The 17,338-nt window shown below is 62.6% G+C and carries 13 protein-coding genes; 11 read left to right on the forward strand and 2 right to left on the reverse strand.

The genetic code is table 11. The features are described 5' to 3' along the window. Positions 1-183: 183 nt before the first annotated feature. On the forward strand, positions 184-933 hold the full coding sequence (locus tag BM242_RS10615) for a DNA-methyltransferase (RefSeq protein WP_093838491.1): 750 nt from the start codon (positions 184-186) through the stop codon (positions 931-933). An 87-nt stretch (positions 934-1,020) separates the two neighbouring features. On the opposite strand, the gene BM242_RS10620 is transcribed toward BM242_RS10615, so the two are convergent. Further along, complete coding sequence (locus BM242_RS10620; protein ID WP_093838492.1) at positions 1,021-1,950, reverse strand: endonuclease NucS domain-containing protein; 930 nt, start codon at positions 1,948-1,950, stop codon at positions 1,021-1,023. A 206-nt stretch (positions 1,951-2,156) separates the two neighbouring features. Here BM242_RS10620 and BM242_RS10625 point away from each other — a divergent pair, with 206 nt between their 5' ends. Further along, positions 2,157-3,629: a DNA phosphorothioation-associated putative methyltransferase gene (locus BM242_RS10625; protein WP_342746950.1), complete on the forward strand. Its 1,473-nt coding sequence runs from the start codon at positions 2,157-2,159 to the stop codon at positions 3,627-3,629. Here the strand turns inward: BM242_RS10625 and dndA are convergent. Further along, positions 3,610-4,746: a cysteine desulfurase DndA gene (dndA, locus tag BM242_RS10630; protein ID WP_093838494.1), complete on the reverse strand. Its 1,137-nt coding sequence runs from the start codon at positions 4,744-4,746 to the stop codon at positions 3,610-3,612. The two genes, BM242_RS10625 and dndA, sit on opposite strands and share 20 nt — an antisense overlap. Before the next feature lie 65 nt (positions 4,747-4,811). On the opposite strand from dndA, the gene dndB reads away from it, so the two are divergent. The 9 genes from dndB to BM242_RS10675 all read left to right on the forward strand — a co-directional run. Next, complete coding sequence (gene dndB / locus BM242_RS10635; protein ID WP_093838495.1) at positions 4,812-5,945, forward strand: DNA sulfur modification protein DndB; 1,134 nt, start codon at positions 4,812-4,814, stop codon at positions 5,943-5,945. Beyond that, complete coding sequence (gene dndC, locus BM242_RS10640; protein ID WP_093838496.1) at positions 5,942-7,489, forward strand: DNA phosphorothioation system sulfurtransferase DndC; 1,548 nt, start codon at positions 5,942-5,944, stop codon at positions 7,487-7,489. Before dndB ends, dndC begins: the two co-directional genes overlap by 4 nt. After that, complete coding sequence (gene dndD, locus BM242_RS10645) at positions 7,476-9,470, forward strand: DNA sulfur modification protein DndD (protein WP_093838497.1); 1,995 nt, start codon at positions 7,476-7,478, stop codon at positions 9,468-9,470. Before dndC ends, dndD begins: the two co-directional genes overlap by 14 nt. Then, positions 9,460-9,837 carry a DNA sulfur modification protein DndE gene (dndE, locus tag BM242_RS10650; RefSeq protein WP_093838498.1) on the forward strand — a complete coding sequence of 126 codons (378 nt, stop codon included), beginning with the start codon at positions 9,460-9,462 and terminating at the stop codon, positions 9,835-9,837. The genes dndD and dndE overlap by 11 nt, the downstream gene beginning before the upstream one ends. A gap of 352 nt (positions 9,838-10,189) precedes the next feature. Next, complete coding sequence (locus tag BM242_RS10655; RefSeq protein ID WP_093838499.1) at positions 10,190-10,660, forward strand: hypothetical protein; 471 nt, start codon at positions 10,190-10,192, stop codon at positions 10,658-10,660. Between the two features lie 91 nt (positions 10,661-10,751). Beyond that, on the forward strand, positions 10,752-12,488 hold the full coding sequence (locus tag BM242_RS10660; protein ID WP_093838500.1) for an ATP-binding protein: 1,737 nt from the start codon (positions 10,752-10,754) through the stop codon (positions 12,486-12,488). Between the two features lie 244 nt (positions 12,489-12,732). Beyond that, the gene (locus tag BM242_RS10665) at positions 12,733-14,904 is read left to right on the forward strand and encodes a ParB N-terminal domain-containing protein (RefSeq protein WP_245833963.1); all 2,172 of its coding nucleotides are present in this window, start codon (positions 12,733-12,735) and stop codon (positions 14,902-14,904) included. 129 nt (positions 14,905-15,033) lie between these two features. Continuing rightward, positions 15,034-16,026, forward strand: a complete 993-nt coding sequence (locus BM242_RS10670) for a hypothetical protein (RefSeq protein ID WP_139238311.1) — start codon at positions 15,034-15,036, stop codon at positions 16,024-16,026. Positions 16,027-16,043: 17 nt separating this feature from the next. After that, the coding region (locus tag BM242_RS10675) for a DEAD/DEAH box helicase family protein (protein ID WP_245833964.1) at positions 16,044-17,338 on the forward strand (1,295 nt) is incomplete at its 3' end.

The raw sequence follows: 17,338 nt of genomic DNA on the forward strand, positions 1-17,338 counted from the left end.
CATGGCCAGACAGTAGGCGTGAAATCCGGCCGCACCAAACGCCCCCTCGAAACCCTCTCTCGCAGCCAACGAATGCATTGGGTGCGGCCGGAAAACGCCGCTACCCTCCCCGCCATCGCCCGCAGCCACGAGCATTGCTCACTGCGGGGCGAGCAATACCGGCTACTCCCAGAAAGCTCCCGCATGGCCTACACCCTGCACCGCGGTGACGCCCTCACCGTGCTCTCCGGTCTCGGCTCGGACAGCGTCGACGCCGTCATCACAGACCCGCCCTACAACAGCGGTGGCCGCACCAGCGGCGAACGCACCGGACGCACCGCTCGCGCCAAGTACACCTCAGCCGACGCCGCCCACGACCTTTCCAACTTCCCTGGCGAGAACCGCGACCAGCGCTCCTACGGCTACTGGCTCACCCTGCTGCTGACCGAGTCCTACCGCGCAACCGTGGAATCCGGCGCAGCCTTGGTCTTCACCGACTGGCGCCAGCTCCCCACCACCACCGACGCCCTGCAAGCCGCCGGATGGACCTGGCGCGGCATCGCCTCCTGGCACAAGCCGGTCTCCCGGCCACAGAAGGGCCGGCTCAAGCAGTCCTGCGAGTTCATCGTCTGGGGCACCAAGGGCCCGGTGGACCCCGACCGCCACCCGGTCTACCTCCCTGGCCTGTACACCGCCTCCCAGCCCCGCAAGGGCCGGGTCCACATCACCCAAAAACCCGTCGAGGTCATGCAAGAACTGGTCCGCATCTGCCCCGAAGGCGGCACCGTCCTCGACCCCTTCACCGGCTCCGGCTCCACAGGAGTCGCCGCCCTGCGCGAAGGCCGGCACTTCGTCGGCGTCGAGCTCTCCGACCACTACGCCGACCTCGCCGAACGCCGCCTCCAACGCGAACTCACCCGCGACGACTTCGAACTGGCAGGCCCAGAGGAATGAGACCCAACCCCACCACCCCTCCCGTGAGACCACCAAGGGCGGCTGCACCACCGGAACCCGGCACCGCAGCCGCCCTTCCTCGTCCCTTCAGCCGGCGTCGTAGGCTAGGCGAATCAGCTTCTCCGCCCGCTCCAGGTCGGCCCGCGACTTGATCCGGACTTCCAGGTCTCCCGTCCCCCAGTGCCCCTTGTCTCGCACATCCCGGGTGAAGCTCTCCCGCAGCTCGACCTTTGACGGGTCCACCTTGAGGTAGACGACGATGGTGTGACCGGCAGGCTGAAAGTGCACGCACGCGATGTTTACCATCCGCCGGTAGGCGATGTAGTGCTGCTTGAAGACCGATTCCACATCCCCCGGCGCGATCAGGCGCGAATGCAGCTCCTCGTACAGATCCCGCAACGAGTCGGGCAGGTGTTCCAGCACCTCCCGCACGCCCTGGCTAGAAGCCACGGAGGCTGCAGCCCCTCTGGCCCGGCGGTCAGTAGCCCTCCGCCTGACTGCCGATGGCGGGGCAGGAGCGGAGGCCACCAATTCCAGAGTCAGCAGTCCGTCGCCGAAGTCGCGATACCGCACCAGGTCGATTCGACGCCCCATCGAGCCCACAGCCTGCTCATCGTGCCAGGTGTAGTCCCCGGCGATGCACACCAACCGTGGGTCGCCCCATTCGATACTCGCCGCGGCATCACTCCCGAGCCGAGCTTGTACCAACATGGTGAACTCGTGCCGGTGATCATCCAGCCAGGAGAGATAGGAGAACACCTGGCTGATGACATTGGCGTCGCGTCTTCGCTTGTACTCCACGATCACCGGTGAGCCGTTCTCGTCGAGCCCCAAGGAGTCGATCCGCCCCCGATGACGCGGTCCCGTTTCGTATTCGGAGGCGAGGAACCGGATACCGAGCATGGCTTCCATGTTCCGCTCGATCAGCGACTGCACCTGTCGCTCGACGGCCAGTGACGCTCCGGGCACCTCCATCGCCACCCCGTCTGTGACCCGGAACAGCTTCAGATCGCCCACAGGTCCCCTTCCGTCGACGCGAGAGAAACAATCAGCTCGTGCAGGCGAGTATTCCCGATCGTCAACGTCGTCGAGCGTGGCCCCTGCCGCCGGCGGGCAACGGCCGCCAGAGCAGCGTCATCGCACGGTCCCTGAGGCGGGGACGAAGGCTCTCTACAATGGGTCGCCGCCGACCGAACCGTGGGTGGCGAGGTGACATGCAGGACATGTGGAGGTCTGATCGCCGCTTGACGGCGATCAGTCGATCGGCTCTTTCAGTGCCCGCACGGCAGGCCGTCATAGATCAGCAGATCAGGCCCGGGGCGAGCGTCTTGGACTACGGCTGTGGCCGTGCAGACGACGTGCGCAGCCTTCGACACATGCAGGTCGACGTTAGCGGTTGGGATCCCCACTTCTTCCCGGACGGCGAGCAGAAGCCTTCCGACGTAGTGCTGCTCACCTACGTGCTGAACGTCATCGAAAACCCGGTCGAACGCCGCGAGACTCTGCTACGAGCCTGGGCCCTGACACGAGGGGTCCTGGTGGTCTCCGCCCGCCTTGTGTGGGAACGGAACAAGGTAAACGGTGATCAGCTCGCCGATGGAGTCCTGACCGGACGTGGAACCTTCCAGCACTTGTTCGGCGCAAGTGAGTTGCGCGACTTCGTCCAGGAGGCCACCGGAGTCCGGTGCGTCTCCGCGGCGCCCGGAGTCATCTACGCATTCCGGGATGATCCTGCCCGCATCGCCTTCCTCGCCCGGCGCGTCGTGCCCGATGCCGAGTGGCTGGCTTCCGAGGACACCGCATCTGCGATTGCGGCGGTGGTTGACTTCACCGAGCGGCGGGGCCGGCTACCCCGGCTTGAGGAGATGTCGGCTCCCATGTCAGAACTCTTGAGTCACCTCCGGGGCAACGAGCTCCAGCGCATGGTCCGGCGCTCTGCCGACCCGGAGAAGATGGCTGCGGGAGGCGCGCGTACCACGCTGAACACGTTGCTGTTCCTTGCAGTGGAGCTGTTCAACGGGCGCGGCCCGTTCGGTAGCTTGCCGCTGCCCATCCAGCTCGACATCCGGTCCTGCTTCTCCTCTTATATGGAGGCGTGCAAGCGAGCGGATCGCCTCCTGCTGAAGCTCCGTGACGACGTCTACGTTCGTGGAGCGATGCGGGCCTCGAGGGTCGGCAAGTTCACTCCGACTGCCCTGTATGTGCATCGCCGGGCGGCGGAGCAGATCCCGACGGTGCTGCGCCTGTACGAGCACTGCGCGGCGATCGCGGCCGGCCGTCCGGCCGACTGGACGCTGGTGAAGCTCTGCCATCAGGGGCGAGCGGTGAGCTGGCTGGATTACCCGCAGTTCGACACCGACCCGCACCCGAAGCTCTCGTCCTCCTATTCGGTGGAGATGAAAGGGCTGGACACCACGTACATGTCCTACGCGGAGTCCGCGAACCGGCCCTTGCTGCACCGCAAGCACGAGTTCCTGGCCCCTGATGATCCGGACGCTGCCAAGTACCGGCGACTCACCGAGGCCGAGAAGCGCGCGGGACTCTACGAGCAGCCGCACCTCATCGGGACCGAGAGTGGCTGGGGGGCCGAGTTGGCCCGCTGCGGACGCGAACTGCGCGGCCACCGTCTGGTGCGTCGCGTTGTGGCCCAGGACATGTCGTCCGAGGCTCCGTCTCTCACTCCAGGAGCGACATGACCGTGGCCGCGAAGCCCGCAGCGTCGAGGTCCTCCACTTGTGAGGGGAACCAAGACAGGCGCAGCCCGTTGGACGCGACATTCTCCGGCAGTCCCATGGCCCGCAGGACGTGGCTGGGGGTGTAGGAAGCGCTGGTGCAGGCCGAGCCGGTGGAGACGGCAGCTAGGTCCTTGATGTTGACGATCAGGGCCTCTGCGTCAACCCCTTCGAAGGAAACGTTGAGGATGTGCGGCACGGTGTGCTCGGGATCGCCGTTGAGGTGATACGGAAGTGCGGAGAAGGCACCGAGCAACTCCTCACGGATCTTTTGTGCGCCATCGAGCCACCTCTTGTGCTCGGTCCGGAAAATCTCCTCGGCTTTGGCCAACCCCACCACGAGGGGAACGGGGAGCGTGCCGGGACGCAGGTTGCGCTCCTGTCCACCTCCGTACATGAGTGGCTGGAGAGGCACTCGCTTCCGTCCGCGCCCTCGGATCAGGAGAGCTCCGATGCCTTTGGGCGCCCCGATCTTGTGCCCACTGACACTGACCATGTCGATCGGTGCCGTCAGGTCCGCGGGGAGCTTCGCGAATCCCTGTGCCGCGTCCACATGCAGGTAGGTACCGGTGCCTTGGAGCAACTGAGCCAGCTCCACCACGGGCTGGATGACGCCGGTCTCGTTGTTGACGTGCATGAGCGACACCAGCAGCGTGTCGGGGCGCACACGCTCCTCGACCGCGTCGATGCTCACACGACCGAAGCGGTTCGGCTTCAGGAAGTCGACTTCGAAGCCTCGGCTCTGCAGATGCTCCAAGGGCTCGAGCACCGCCTTGTGCTCGATTGCGGAGGTGACGATGTGGCGCCGCCCTGTCGCCTCCCCGTGGGCAGCCAACCCCAGGATGGCGATGTTGTTGCTCTCCGTCGCACCGCTGGTGAAGATCAACTCGTCTGCGGTAGCACCGAACTGGGCGGCGAGCTGCTCGCGCGCCTGCTGTACAGCCCTCTTGGCTCGCGCGCCGTACTCATGCGTCCGGCTGCCGGCATTCCCGAAGTCTTCCGTCATCCAGTGGAGGACGACATCGGCGACGCGGGGGTCCACGCGCGTGGTGGCGGCTGCGTCCATGTACGTGACCGGCATCAGGTTCCCTCACAAAGATTGACGTACGGTACGTTTCTTGGAAGACGTACCGCTACGATACAGCGGTGACTGAGACGAGAGAGACAGTTCCGGGGCAAGCTGCGACGTCATCGGTCGGCTTTGAGTACGTCTTTCCTGCGATCCGCGGTGTACAGGCTGGTCGCCAGTTCTTCGTGTCGATGTGCCCACTCCGGCTCATCCCCAAGATCTTCCTCTTCGACGAGGAGGAGATCGCCCCCGAGGTGCGTGCGCAACGGGTGCTGAACAAGGGCAGACTGCCTGCGCTGACTCGGTACATCCTGGACAATCCGGATGATTACGTATTCAGTGCATTGACCGCCTCTATCGACGGCGACATCCGCTTCGAGAGCGCCGCCGGGGACGGCTTTGGTAGGCGGCTGGGGCAGATCCGGATCCCTATGGAGGCACGCTTCTTGATCAACGACGGTCAGCACCGTCGAGCGGCGATCGAGGTGGCTCTCAAGGAAAACCCGGACCTAGGTGACGAAAGCATCGCGGTGGTTTTCTTCCACGACACGGGCCTCGCCCGGTCCCAGCAGATGTTCGCCGACCTGAACCGCCACGCTGTCCGTCCCTCCCGCTCTATCGGGGTTCTCTACGATCAGCGTGATGCCGTAGCCGAGATCACCAGGCTCCTGGCGATGAGGTCGACCGTGTTCCGGCAGCACGTAGAGATGGAGAGCAGCACGCTTTCGGCGCGCTCCAGCAAGCTGTTCACACTGAGCGCCCTGCACTCAGCCAACCAGGCGCTGCTGCAGGGGCTTTCATTGGACAAGCGCCAGGCAGCGGAGCTGGCCCAAGCCTTCTGGGAGAAGGTGGACTCCCTTCTTCCCGAGTGGGGGCTGGTGCGAAGTCGCGCGCTCGCAGCTCGCGATGTTCGTAAGGACTACATCCACAGCCATGGCATCGCCCTGCACGCACTTGGGCGCGTGGGGAACACTCTGCTACGGGAGTCGGTTGATGCCGCCGTGTGGGGAAGCCGGCTGGACCGCCTGACAGACGTGGACTGGGCGCGTTCCAACTCTGACTGGGAGGGCCGTGCGATCATCGGAGGCAGGGTCTCCAAGAGCCATGCCCAGCTCGCCCTCACCGTGAACTACCTGCGCAAAGCACTTGGACTCGTGCTGAGCCCCGAGGAGCAGAGCGCCGAAGACGCCTACCAGCGAGGAGACTCATGAGTACCCCGACACGACGAGCCAGGCCGTTCGAGGGCACCAGTCTCAAAGCGGTGATCGCCGAGCTCACCGCAGAGGTACGCGAACTCTACGTTGCCGACGAGGTCCCGTGGGTCGTCGGCTACAGCGGGGGCAAGGACTCCACGGCCGTCCTCCAGCTGGTGTGGCTGGCACTTAAGGAACTGCCGGCCGAGCAGCGTACGAAGCCGGTCTACGTCATCAGCACCGACACGCTTGTCGAGAACCCCATCGTGGCATCGTGGGTCACCCAGTCGCTGGAGACGATGCGGCAGGCCGCGGCGGAACAGCAGCTGCCGATCGAGCCGAACCGCCTCACGCCTGCGCTCAAGGACACCTTCTGGGTCAACCTGATCGGGCGCGGCTACCCGGCCCCACGGCCGAAGTTCAGGTGGTGCACCGAGAGGATGAAGATCAAGCCGTCGAACTCCTTCATCCGGCGAGTGGTTCGCCGGCATGGAGAGGCAATCTTGGTGCTGGGGATCCGCAAACAGGAGAGCCAGATTCGTGCCCGTGCCATGGCCAAGCATGAGATGCGCCGGGTCAAGGACCGCCTTTCGCCGAACGGTAATCTGCCGAACAGCCTCGTTTATAGCCCCATTGAGGACTGGTCGAACGACGAGGTATGGACATTCCTCATGCAGCGAGAAAACCCCTGGGGCTACTCGAACAAGGATCTGATGACGATCTACCAGGGTGCCACACCGGATGCAGAGTGTCCGCTGGTCGTTGACACAAGCACGCCCTCATGCGGAGACAGCCGCTTCGGCTGCTGGACCTGCACGCTCGTCGAGCAGGACAAGTCGATGGCAGCGATGATCAGCAACGATGGCGAGAACAAGCGCTGGATGGAACCGCTGCTTGAGCTGCGCAACAAGCTTGATGTTGCCAACAATGAGGAAGATCGCGACTTCCGGAAGATGAACGGCAGCATTCAGCTGATGACCTATACCGATAAGTACGATAAGCAGGAGAAGCAGAAAGTCGTCCACGGCCCTTACACCCAGGCAGCCCGTGAGCGCTGGCTGCGTGAACTCCTCCGTGCGCAAGCCGAAGTACGCGAGGAGGGACCGGAGGAGGTTCGCTATATCGAGCTGGTCACCATGGAGGAGCTTCATGAGATTCGCCGACTGTGGGTATTTGAGAAGCATGAGGTAGAAGACCTTGTGCCGCGCATCTATAAGGAGGAGACCGGGGAAGACTTCCCTGGCGCTCCCCTCGATGAACATCTGACGCTTGGTGCGGATGAGATGGAGCTTCTACGCGAAGCCAGCGAGGGAGACGAGCTGGCATTCACGACCGCCCGAGAGCTCCTGTCCGTGGAGCGCAAATTCCGCACGAGGGCGCGACGTTCCGGACTTTACGACGAGCTGGAAAAGGCCATCAAGCGTGGATTCTTCAAGGACAAGGAAGACGCTTACGATTACGCCTTGAAGAAGCAGAAACTCCGAGGGAAGCCTTACGTGGGCGCTCAGACGTCCACCGACGACCTGACTGGTGAAGAGGGCCCGGAACATGCTTCTGCGTAAGATTGTCCTGAAGGATTTCGGCGCCTATCGAGGTACCCAGACTCTCGACCTCCACACCCACCCTGGCAAGCCGATCGTTCTTATCGGTGGTCTCAACGGCTGCGGCAAGACGACACTGTTGGACGCCCTCCAGCTGGTTCTCTACGGGCCGAGAGCGCGCTGCAGTGCCCGAGGGAACCGCCCCTACGAGACCTACCTTCGTGAGTGCATCAATCGCAAGGCCGACCCGGAGGAAGGGTCCTCGCTTACTCTGGACTTCTCGATCACCGTGGAGGGGGAAAAGCGTGTATATAGCGTAACCAGAAGCTGGTCCGTCAGCGGCAAGAGTCTTCGGGAGCGCGTCACCGTATTCATCGATGGCAGGTGGGACCAGGTGGTGAGCGCTGGCTGGGCCGACCACGTCGAAGACCTCCTCCCGCTTGAAATCGGCTCTCTGTTCTTCTTTGACGGCGAGAAGATCGAGTCGTTGGCAGATCCGGAACGCGCCTCGGCTGTGATCCGGTCCGCCGTGGACTCCCTGCTGGGAGTCAACACTGTGGAGCAGCTCCGTACTGATCTGCAGGTTCTGCAGCGTCGAAAGCGGCTCAGCGAAGAAGACCAAGCCGTCATAGGGCAAATTCGACAGCTCGAAGCCCGCTATCAGCAAGCCGATTCGGAGGTTCAAGCAGCGCACGGTCATGCTGGTGAGTTGCGTGTTCAGCTGGACAAGCGCCTGGATGAGCTCAAGCAGGCCGAGGAGGCTTTTGCACATGAGGGCGGAGAGCTCTTCACACAGCGAGAGGCCTTGCGGCAGCGTCGTAAAGACGCCGCCAAGCATCTGGCCAGCACACAGGAAAGCCTGATCGGCCTCGCGGCGGGGGCGCTTCCGCTCCAGCTTCTCTCCGAGCAACTTGGGGCGGTGCGCAAGCAGGCTGCCATCGAGCAGCAGGCCACCGAGTCCACACAGGTATTGCAAACCTTGGTCGGCCGCGACCAGGACATCCTGGACCGTTTTGGTCCGCTCCTGTCAGCGAGTGACTTCGAGGCTCTCCGGGACTATCTGGAGACGGACCGTCGGCAGCGCGAGCTGACCGGAGAGACGGAACGTATTCTTGGTCTCAGCCTCGATGGATACGCCCAGCTCGCGGGACTGGAGCAGATCCTGGCCAATGAGCAGCAGCGTGCCCGTGAGCTCCTTGACCTTGCCTCCCAGCAGGCCGCGGAAGTGGATGCCCTGGACCGACAACTGCAGGGAGTCCCAACCGAAGAGCGGATCGCGGCCCGGCAGGCGGAACAGGCGGAGGCACTGCAGGCCGTCCACCACGCTGAAGCCGTACTTGCCAATGCCATCGAAGCGTACGAAGCCTCGAAAAGGCGGCGTGCGGCGGCAAAAGCCGAGCTCGATGCAGCGTACGAGCGACAGGCGGCCAAGAAGTTCGAGGCCGAAGAGAACGAGCGGATCAATGCTCACTGTGAACGGCAGCGGAACTTGTTGGAGCGCTTCAAGGAAGCCCTCCTGAAGCGGCACATCAGCCGTCTGGAGGTTGCGGTGCTGGAGAGCTTTACGCGGCTGATGCGCAAGAGCGGACTCGTGCGTGACCTGCGCATCGACACCGACCGGGGGTACCAACTGACCCTTACGGATGAGAGCGGCGACACGGTGGACCCCGGTCGGCTGAGCGCTGGCGAGCGGCAACTGCTGGCCGTATCGCTCGTATGGGGGCTGGCCCGGGTAGCCGGCAACTGGCTGCCCAGCGTCATTGATACTCCACTCGGCCGCCTGGACAGCCGGCACCGTGAACACCTCGTGGACCGCTACTTCCCGCATGCCGGGGACCAGGTCCTCCTGCTCTCGACCGATGAGGAGATCGACGAGCGGCTGTTCCAACGGCTCCGGCCGTCCGTCGCGCACACCTACACCCTGGTGCACGACGACACCACGTTCACGACCACCGTCGAACCTGGTTACTGGTGGAACTCTGGAGCCGAACATGTCGCTTGACACCATCCGCCTCTCCCAGCCCGCCCGGGATCAGTTGGTGTGGCTGAAGCGTACGACTGGCATCAAGAACTGGAATGTCCTGTGCCGCTGGGCCCTTGCGATGTCGCTGCGCGACCCCTCCACCCCCTTGGTGAAGAAGATCAACACCGACTCCAACGTTGAGATGGACTGGGCGACCTTCGCAGGCGCGTACGGCGACGTCTACCTCGCCCTGCTCAAGCAGCGGTGTGCCGCGGATGGCGAACCCCTCACCGACAAGTCGATCAGCCGCACCCTCACCATCCATCTTCACCGCGGCATCGGTTACCTCGCCGGTAACAAGGACATCCAGACGATCAACGAACTCATCGCTGCCGCGAGCGAGTGACGCCTCACATGCCTGGGCTCAGGGCCGGTACCACGATGCCGTGGGCCGGCCCTGAGCGAGCAGGCGAGCTCCCGCCCCCTTGCCTACATGGGAGATGAGGGCCTGCCCCGGGCCTCAATCTTCCCCGGACACAGGAAAACCAACGTCCCGTCAGCACCACTGCAACAACTTGGCTCCCCACCCGATCTAGAGAGATGAGGGAGCCAGCAAAGCGCCTACGCCCAGGGAGATTTGTCGGACACGCCACATCCGTCGGTGCTTCCCTCTATGCTCAACGTCACAACAGAAGCCCTCCTTCCGGAACGCGAGCCACCGCATGGGGCCCGCAATCACACAAACGGAGTGGAACCACATGTTCAGCGACGTCATCGAGGCTGCCGTCATCACGCTGCAGCGACGTGCCATGCATACCCGGGACAGCTACGACCTGGAACGTAGCGAGCGCGCCATCGACGAACTCCTGCGCGATCCCGAGAACCCCTCCGGCAGCGCCCGGCACCGCATCCGCTCAGCCAGGGGTCATGCCTACGAGGTCCTGGAACGCCGCAAAGCGATCGCCCCGCGCGCTATCATGCACGCCGGCATGACCGAGCCCAGCTGCACCGAACACAGCTTCTCTAGGACCGAGTGGCTGGACTGGATCCGCACCGAGCCGACGTTCAACCTCATCGACCGCACCATCCTGCACTCTCTGGCGGTAGGAGAGGATGCCGAGACCCTCGCCGCACGGCACAACCTACCGCTGCCGCGTATGCGCCAGCGAATCAGCCGGGCCCGCCGTGTCGCCCGCGAGGCCCGCGCGAACCTAGATCTGATCGAGTGAGCCGTTGCCGGTAGGGGTGGTGGGTGGCACGCCCGCCACCCACCACCCAGGGCTTCGCAGATCGTCGAGTGCACCCGGAAGGACGGCCGCCATGAGCACCACCCCACTGTTCCTCTCTGCCGAGGATTCGCGTGCCAGCCTGATTCAAGTCGACCGCGCACTGGAGTCCATGCGCGAAGCCGGCTACGAGTTGACGGCTGCCGCAGGCGAACCTTTGGACAACTCCATCGAAGCCAACGCCACGATCCTCCGTGTCATGCCGGTGTACACCGCCGATCGCAAGGCGATCGAAGAGATTCTCTTCGCCGATAATGGAACCGGGATCGATCCAGCGATCCTGCACCACGTCCTCTCCATGGGATACAGCTCTCGCTATGGGCAGCGTCGAGGTCTTGGCCGGTTCGGCGTAGGGCTCAAGCTTGCAGCCCTGAACATGGGGGAGCGCTTGGACGTCTATACAAAGAGGGCCGGGGACGCTCGCATCTACCACACCTATATCGATTTGCAGGAGATCAAGGCTGGTAGGCAGCACTTCATTACGAGCACCACGGTGGAAGACTGGCCCGTAAACGGCCGAACGCTGATGCTCGACAGGAAGGGGAATCCATTTTCTTCTGGGACGCTCGTCGTCTTCGGGAAGATTGATCGCCTCGAGAACGGCCGGACCTACGATACGTCACTACAGGCCAAGATCAGTGAACTGCGCCGGTTCATTGCTCGCGCCTACCGAAAATTCATTGACGCCGGGCGAGTCTTCGAGTTGGAAGGTCGGACGATCTCCCTGCATGACCCCCTCTTTCTCATGGACAATCCTCGCATAATCAACAAGTACAAGCCGCTCGATGTGCGAGGAGTACTTGTCCAGGAGGGAGACGTGGAGGTCGATGGGCACAAGGTCCGCGTAACCGTTACGTTGGTGCCGAAGGAGTTCCGTCCCCAGCGAGGGGAAGGCGGTGCGCGTGACCTGCACGGGCATGATATTGGCGAGTTCTATATCAATGACGAGAATGCGGGCAGGATCAGTTTCCTTCGCAATGGTCGGGAGATTTACTACGATGTAGTCCCCCGAATGCTGCCGGGAGGGCGGACTGATAAAGTCAACCGCTACATCGGCATCGAGGTCAGTTTCCCCGCGGAGTTGGACGAGTTTTTTCAAGTTCGACACGTCAAGCGAGGAGCTGAGCCAGTCGGCAAGTTGAGGGAGCAATTGCGTAAGTGGCTTGAGCGTCCCATCAAGCAGGCTCGAAAAGAGATCAGGGCTTATTGGGATCAAGTCGATACTGGTAAACGCCAGGAAGAAATTGGGCATGCTGACAGTATGAAGATTGCGGCCCATGTTGAGGCACGTTTCCCTGCCGTGATGGCCCATCAGAATCTCGCTCCGGAGAAAGAAAGGGAGATCATCAGACAGGCGATTTCCGATCTTCAACTGGACCCGAACAATCCGGAGGACAGGCCCCGGATCGACCAGATCCTCGCTGAATTCGACTCCAAGCCTGTCGTTCTATTGGATGGCCAGTGGTTCGGCAAGGAGCTAATGGAGGTCCGGCATCTGAACGGAAGGTCGGTAGCGGTCCTCAACCATCGACATCCTTTTTTCCGGGATGTATACGCCCCATTCAAGCAGATCGCTGACAACGGAGCGGGCCACCTGACCAGGGAGGCTGTAGTGGACCTCGCGCGGCAGGCAGAGGCAGCGATCGATCTCCTGCTGATGGCGTTCGTCCGCGCCGAAGCTTCGCAGCCTGACCCGGATGCCTTCGAAAATTTGCGTAGCTATTGGGGGATGTTTGCGCAGGAGTACCTGAAGGAGCAAATCGGCAACTGATCAAAGCAAGTGCTTGATGGTGTGTGCCGATCGAGGCGCCATCGAGGTAACTCACGGGTGGTTCGCCTCGGACCTGTGAACAACGATAGGGCAGAGCCGAAACTGCGGAATGTGGCTGGCTCTGGTTGGTCAAGTGATTCTCGAAAGGCAGTAGGGAAAATAGATGTTCGGATCAGGTGCCACGCTCACTTTCCGCGACTACGTACAAGGGACATGGGGTAGCTTTGCCACGCCCGCTGGCCGGGTGGACTACATCATGACCAAGGCGCGTCTGGGCGAGGACTCCCCTGACCCCGAACGTCAGCTCACGAAGAATCTCGCACCGGTGCGTGAATTGATGCGCGCCGAGGACATGGACTTCAACCAACTCCTCCAGCGCGATTTGGACGACCACCGCGTCGCGGAGGACATGATTCCGTATTTGCTCAGACGGCAGGCTGCTGGTTGCCTGGCCTTCTTTCCGCCGATCGTTGCCGTTCTCCTGCCCTTCCGTAACTACCAACCGTCCAAGTTCCCAGCACTGGACCAGCGGACCAATGCGGGTGATGCGGGGGCAGAGTGGCAGCAGGAGCGTGCCGGCACTGCATTCCAAGTCCAGCGAGTGCTGGACGAAAATGGTCGGGTGAGTTCCGCGAATTTCGGCAAGTTGTGGTGGAATAAGTCTGAGGCACAGCTCGTGGTCCTTGACGGACAGCATCGCGCCATGGCTCTCCTTGCCGTCGAGCGCACGATGACCAACAGTTGGCAGCAATCGGCCGGTGGTGCCCGGTTCCGCTCCTTTTACGAGAACAAAGTGAACCAACTGACGCAGGAGTTGCGGAAGGCTGGCACGGATCCGAGCACCTTCTTGAGCGGTGTCGAGGTTCCCGTTGCGGTCTGTTGGTTTCCAGAACAGACCGGCGAGCAGGGGGAACCGCACGAAGCCGCGCGTAAACTCTTCGTAGACGTCAATAAGGAGGCGCGTCCTCCATCCGAATCGCGCATCATTCTCCTGTCGGACACGGAGTTGGCAAACGTCCTTGCACGGAGAATGCTGAGCGAACTGCGCACCGATAGGTGTGACTCTTACCTGCCTCTGTGCGCCGTCGAATACGACAATCCCGAAGAGAACACCACGCGCTCAGCCCGCTGGTCCGTACTGACCAACATTCACCTGCTCAAGTCTGCTGTCGACCGTTGCATCTTCGGCCCCGACAGGTTCCTCAAGAATGTCAAGCTGAAGTTCGGCGGTCGTCCCAGTGAGACGGGCCGCGATGAATTCATGCGGACGCAGCTTGACCTTGCCAGTCTTTTTCCCGACCGTATCGAAGATGGCGGCTTCATTTACCGTCCCGAAGAGATCGGAAACCGTAGGTTCCCTCTCGGTCAGAAGGAGTCCATCAGTGATCGATTTGCCCAGACGTGGGGGAAGGCATTTCTTACGCTGCTGTCGAAAATTGCTCCCTACGCCGCCCACTCCAGGGCACTGATCCGACTGAAAGATGGATGGCATAAAGACGATTCCACCGGACTGGTACTTGCGCATGATGCACTGTTTAGTGGCGTCGGTGTCTACTGGACACTGCGTGATAGCTATGCGCACTTCCAGGACCATAAGCAGGGGGCAAGTAGGGCAGAGAAGACAGACGTCATTCTGTCCTGGGAAGCGCTCGAGGCGCGAAGGGAGACATTCGAGTCCTACCGGGTTCGCGAGTATCTCGATTCCGGACGCCCGATCCACCACAAGCAGACGAAGGCAGCCTATGCAGTTTTCAACACGCACGCCTGCCAACTCGGTCTTATTATGACCCTCGGCTCGCTGTGGGAGCTGCGTAAGGGCATGCCGCGTGGCGCTGCACTCAAAGATCTGCCAGCCTTCGCCGAGTCCCTGGTCGCTGGCTGGAACGCCTTCTTCAGCCAAGAGAGTGGCAAGGCCAGGGACCGCCGGCTGGCCTTCAACAAGGACGAGATCAGTAATCCTCTGAATCAGATTTCGAACATGGACACGTCGCAGGCGGTCTACTTCCGATATTTTTGGCTGGAGGCACTGCTCACGCCAGCGGCCAGGGAGCACATTACTCCGTGGTTCACAGATATGACCCCGCTCGTCAACATGGTCAGTGAAGCGCGCGAGCTGTACCTCAGGTTGTGCACGAATCAACAATTGAAGGCCCTCAAGCTCAGTCGACCCGGAAGCAAGGATTCCACGCTCCTTCGGCAAGCTGAGAAAAATGCGAGTCTTCAGATCATGCGGGCTTTGCGTGATTGGTTTTATATGCCGGAAGAGGCATACGAGCGGTGGTTTGCTGAGCGCGGTACTGCAGCAGGTAGCTCCGCCGGAAGTCCCGCAGGGGAACCCGACCCTTCGACAGCTGACGGGTTGGAGGAGCCAGTGGACGACTCCCTGCTCCCCAGCCAGGACGACGAGGACTGGTGAGCGAGTGCTGGGTCGGTGCATCTCCAGCCGCGTGATTTGGCACTGACCCGTGCCGTCTTCGTGAATGCATAGCCCACCAGGACAAGGCGACCCATGACTACACAGCCGCCCAAGTACCCAGTCCCGAGCATGAGCGCTGTGGCCGAGCCTGCCGCCGAGGCGGTAGATCTGGATTCTGCGCTGCGGCAGTTGTGTGCGTATGCGGTGGCTCAACTGGGCCGACATGCAACCCTCGGCGCGCTCCTGGTACGAGCGGATCAGCTTCCGCCAGAGCTACGTCATCTAGCGATCCGCATCATGCGGGCCATACCGACGAGCGGCGGCTGGCTTCTTACAGAGGGAGCCTTCTCGGCCGAGCCCGGCGAAGCGCTCCAGGACCGAGTAGTCACTGCGCTGAGCGAGGCCACCGATCCGCTCACCGACGCCCAGGTCCTGGAGCGCGTCCCAGAGGCAGGTGATCTCAAGACCGTCCGGAGTCTCCTGTTCGCTGATGATCGGGTCATGATGGCGGACACCGGTGGCTGGACGCTCGCGGGGAACGAACGGGAGGGCGGGGAAGAGCTCCAGCTCTTCGCGCTCCCTGCTGCTGGAGCGTCTCCAACCCCATCGCGTCAACGGCAGCGCCGCTCACTGAAGGATCGCGTCCAGCTATGTCTTCGTGATGCGAGCCATCCGTTGTCACTCCAAGCACTCGTCGAGCGCCTCGGCGATGACGTCAACGAGAGCTCACTTAAGCAAGTCCTGTCCACAGAGGCTTCCTTCATGCGCAGCGACATCAGCGAGTGGGCCCTGACTCACTGGGGCCTGCGTCCCTACACATCGGTGAGGGAGCTTATCGGAGAGGAGCTCGACGAGGCAGGAGGGGCTATCGCCATGGAGGTCCTGGAACGGAATCTTGGCCGGCACTTTACGATCAAGCCGTCAACTCTGCGGCAAGTGGCCTCCACGTCCCCGTACTACACGAGCAGCGGTATCGTGCGGCGACTCGTCGTTGGGCAGAGCGCCGGCCAGCATGAGTCCAATATGACGAGGACGTACGGTACGGGCGGGAATAAGGCCGCTGCGCAAGAAGAGTCCGCCCCTTCGGCGGAGGAGCTGATCGACCTGATGGGGCTGCTGTAATGGCCACACATCGTGCGTTGCGAGCGACCAACCTCGACAGCGACTACCGAAGCGACCGGTCCGACCTGGTGGACGGCTTCTACGGTCCGGCCCTTGCGGCGTCTACCCACTATGACCGCGCGGTTGGATATTTCAGCGCCTCCGTCCTGGCAGTCCTGGGTCACGGGCTGGACGACTTCGCCTCCCGCGGTGGGAAGCTTCGCATCGTAGCCTCACCACACCTCAACGAAGAGGACGTGGCTCAGATCCAAGCCGGGTACGCCCTTCGTGCTGTGCTGGAGCGAGCAGCGCTGCGCGATCTCGAAGAAGCATGCCAGGACCCCCGGGCGGCTCGTGGCCTCGGCAAACTCGGTCTACTTGTTGCCGACGGACGCCTGGACATAAAGCTCGCCTACATCTGTGCAGACAACCGTATTGGCATGTACCACGAGAAGATCGGGGTCTTTCGCGACGGACATGACGTGGTCGCCTTCAAGGGAAGCGCCAATGAAACCTTGCCGGGGCTCGTCGGCAATTTCGAGTCCATTGAAGTCTTCCGTAGCTGGAACCCCGCGGACAGCGGACGAGCTGTCCGTATCAGCCAGGACTTCGAGGATCTGTGGGCTGACCAAACACTGCTGCTGCGCGTCCTGGCGTTCACCGACGTCGCGCGATCCGTGATCGAGAAGTGCGCACGGCGGTCCAGATCCACGGACACGCCGTCGCAGCTGCCCACCACCGGCGCCGTCATCACGCTGCCACGCCCCGATACCGATGGCATGCTGACCATCCCGGCGGACCTGCAAGTGCGCGACTACCAGAAACAGGCCGTCCAACGCTGGTTCTCCCACGGCCTCCGCGGGATCCTCCGGATGGCTACCGGGACAGGTAAGACGTTCACTGCGCTGGCGGCGGCAGCTCAGCTGGCGAAGCGGCTCAAACAGGAGGCCGAGCTGCCGTTGCTGACCGTGATTGTGGTCCCTTACCAGCATCTCGTGGACCAGTGGGCTCAGGACGTGGATCGGTTTGGCATCACGGCCATCAGGGCCTACGAATCAACGGCCGCGTGGTATCGAAGGGCGTCCAACCTCTTGGATGCCCTCGCACTCGGGACCGCCCGCGGCGGTGTCATCGTCACGACCAATGCGACGTTCGGCCGTGACCTACTGCAACCGCTGCTCGGGAGATATCGCGGCCACATCATGCTGATCGGCGATGAGGTGCACAATCTGGGCGCCCGCCGGCTCCGCGGCCACCTGCCTGTCTCGGCGGGGTACCGTCTGGGACTGTCCGCGACACCCGAGCGCTGGTTCGATGACCACGGCTCCGCCGC

Source organism: Streptomyces aidingensis (assembly GCF_900112355.1).
In the GTDB taxonomy this organism is placed as follows: domain Bacteria; phylum Actinomycetota; class Actinomycetes; order Streptomycetales; family Streptomycetaceae; genus Streptomyces; species Streptomyces aidingensis.

Bases quoted from the DNA above. Each gene is read 5' to 3' on its own strand.
- BM242_RS10615 (WP_093838491.1), top strand. From the start codon at position 184: ATGGCCTACACCCTGCACCGCGGTGACGCCCTCACCGTGCTCTCCGGT.
- BM242_RS10660 (WP_093838500.1), top strand. From the start codon at position 10,752: ATGAGCACCACCCCACTGTTCCTCTCTGCCGAGGATTCGCGTGCCAGC.
- dndC (WP_093838496.1), top strand. From the start codon at position 5,942: ATGAGTACCCCGACACGACGAGCCAGGCCGTTCGAGGGCACCAGTCTC.
- BM242_RS10655 (WP_093838499.1), top strand. From the start codon at position 10,190: ATGTTCAGCGACGTCATCGAGGCTGCCGTCATCACGCTGCAGCGACGT.
- BM242_RS10670 (WP_139238311.1), top strand. From the start codon at position 15,034: ATGAGCGCTGTGGCCGAGCCTGCCGCCGAGGCGGTAGATCTGGATTCT.
- dndA (WP_093838494.1), bottom strand. From the start codon at position 4,746: ATGCCGGTCACGTACATGGACGCAGCCGCCACCACGCGCGTGGACCCC.
- dndE (WP_093838498.1), top strand. From the start codon at position 9,460: ATGTCGCTTGACACCATCCGCCTCTCCCAGCCCGCCCGGGATCAGTTG.
- dndD (WP_093838497.1), top strand. From the start codon at position 7,476: ATGCTTCTGCGTAAGATTGTCCTGAAGGATTTCGGCGCCTATCGAGGT.
- BM242_RS10625 (WP_342746950.1), top strand. From the start codon at position 2,157: ATGTGGAGGTCTGATCGCCGCTTGACGGCGATCAGTCGATCGGCTCTT.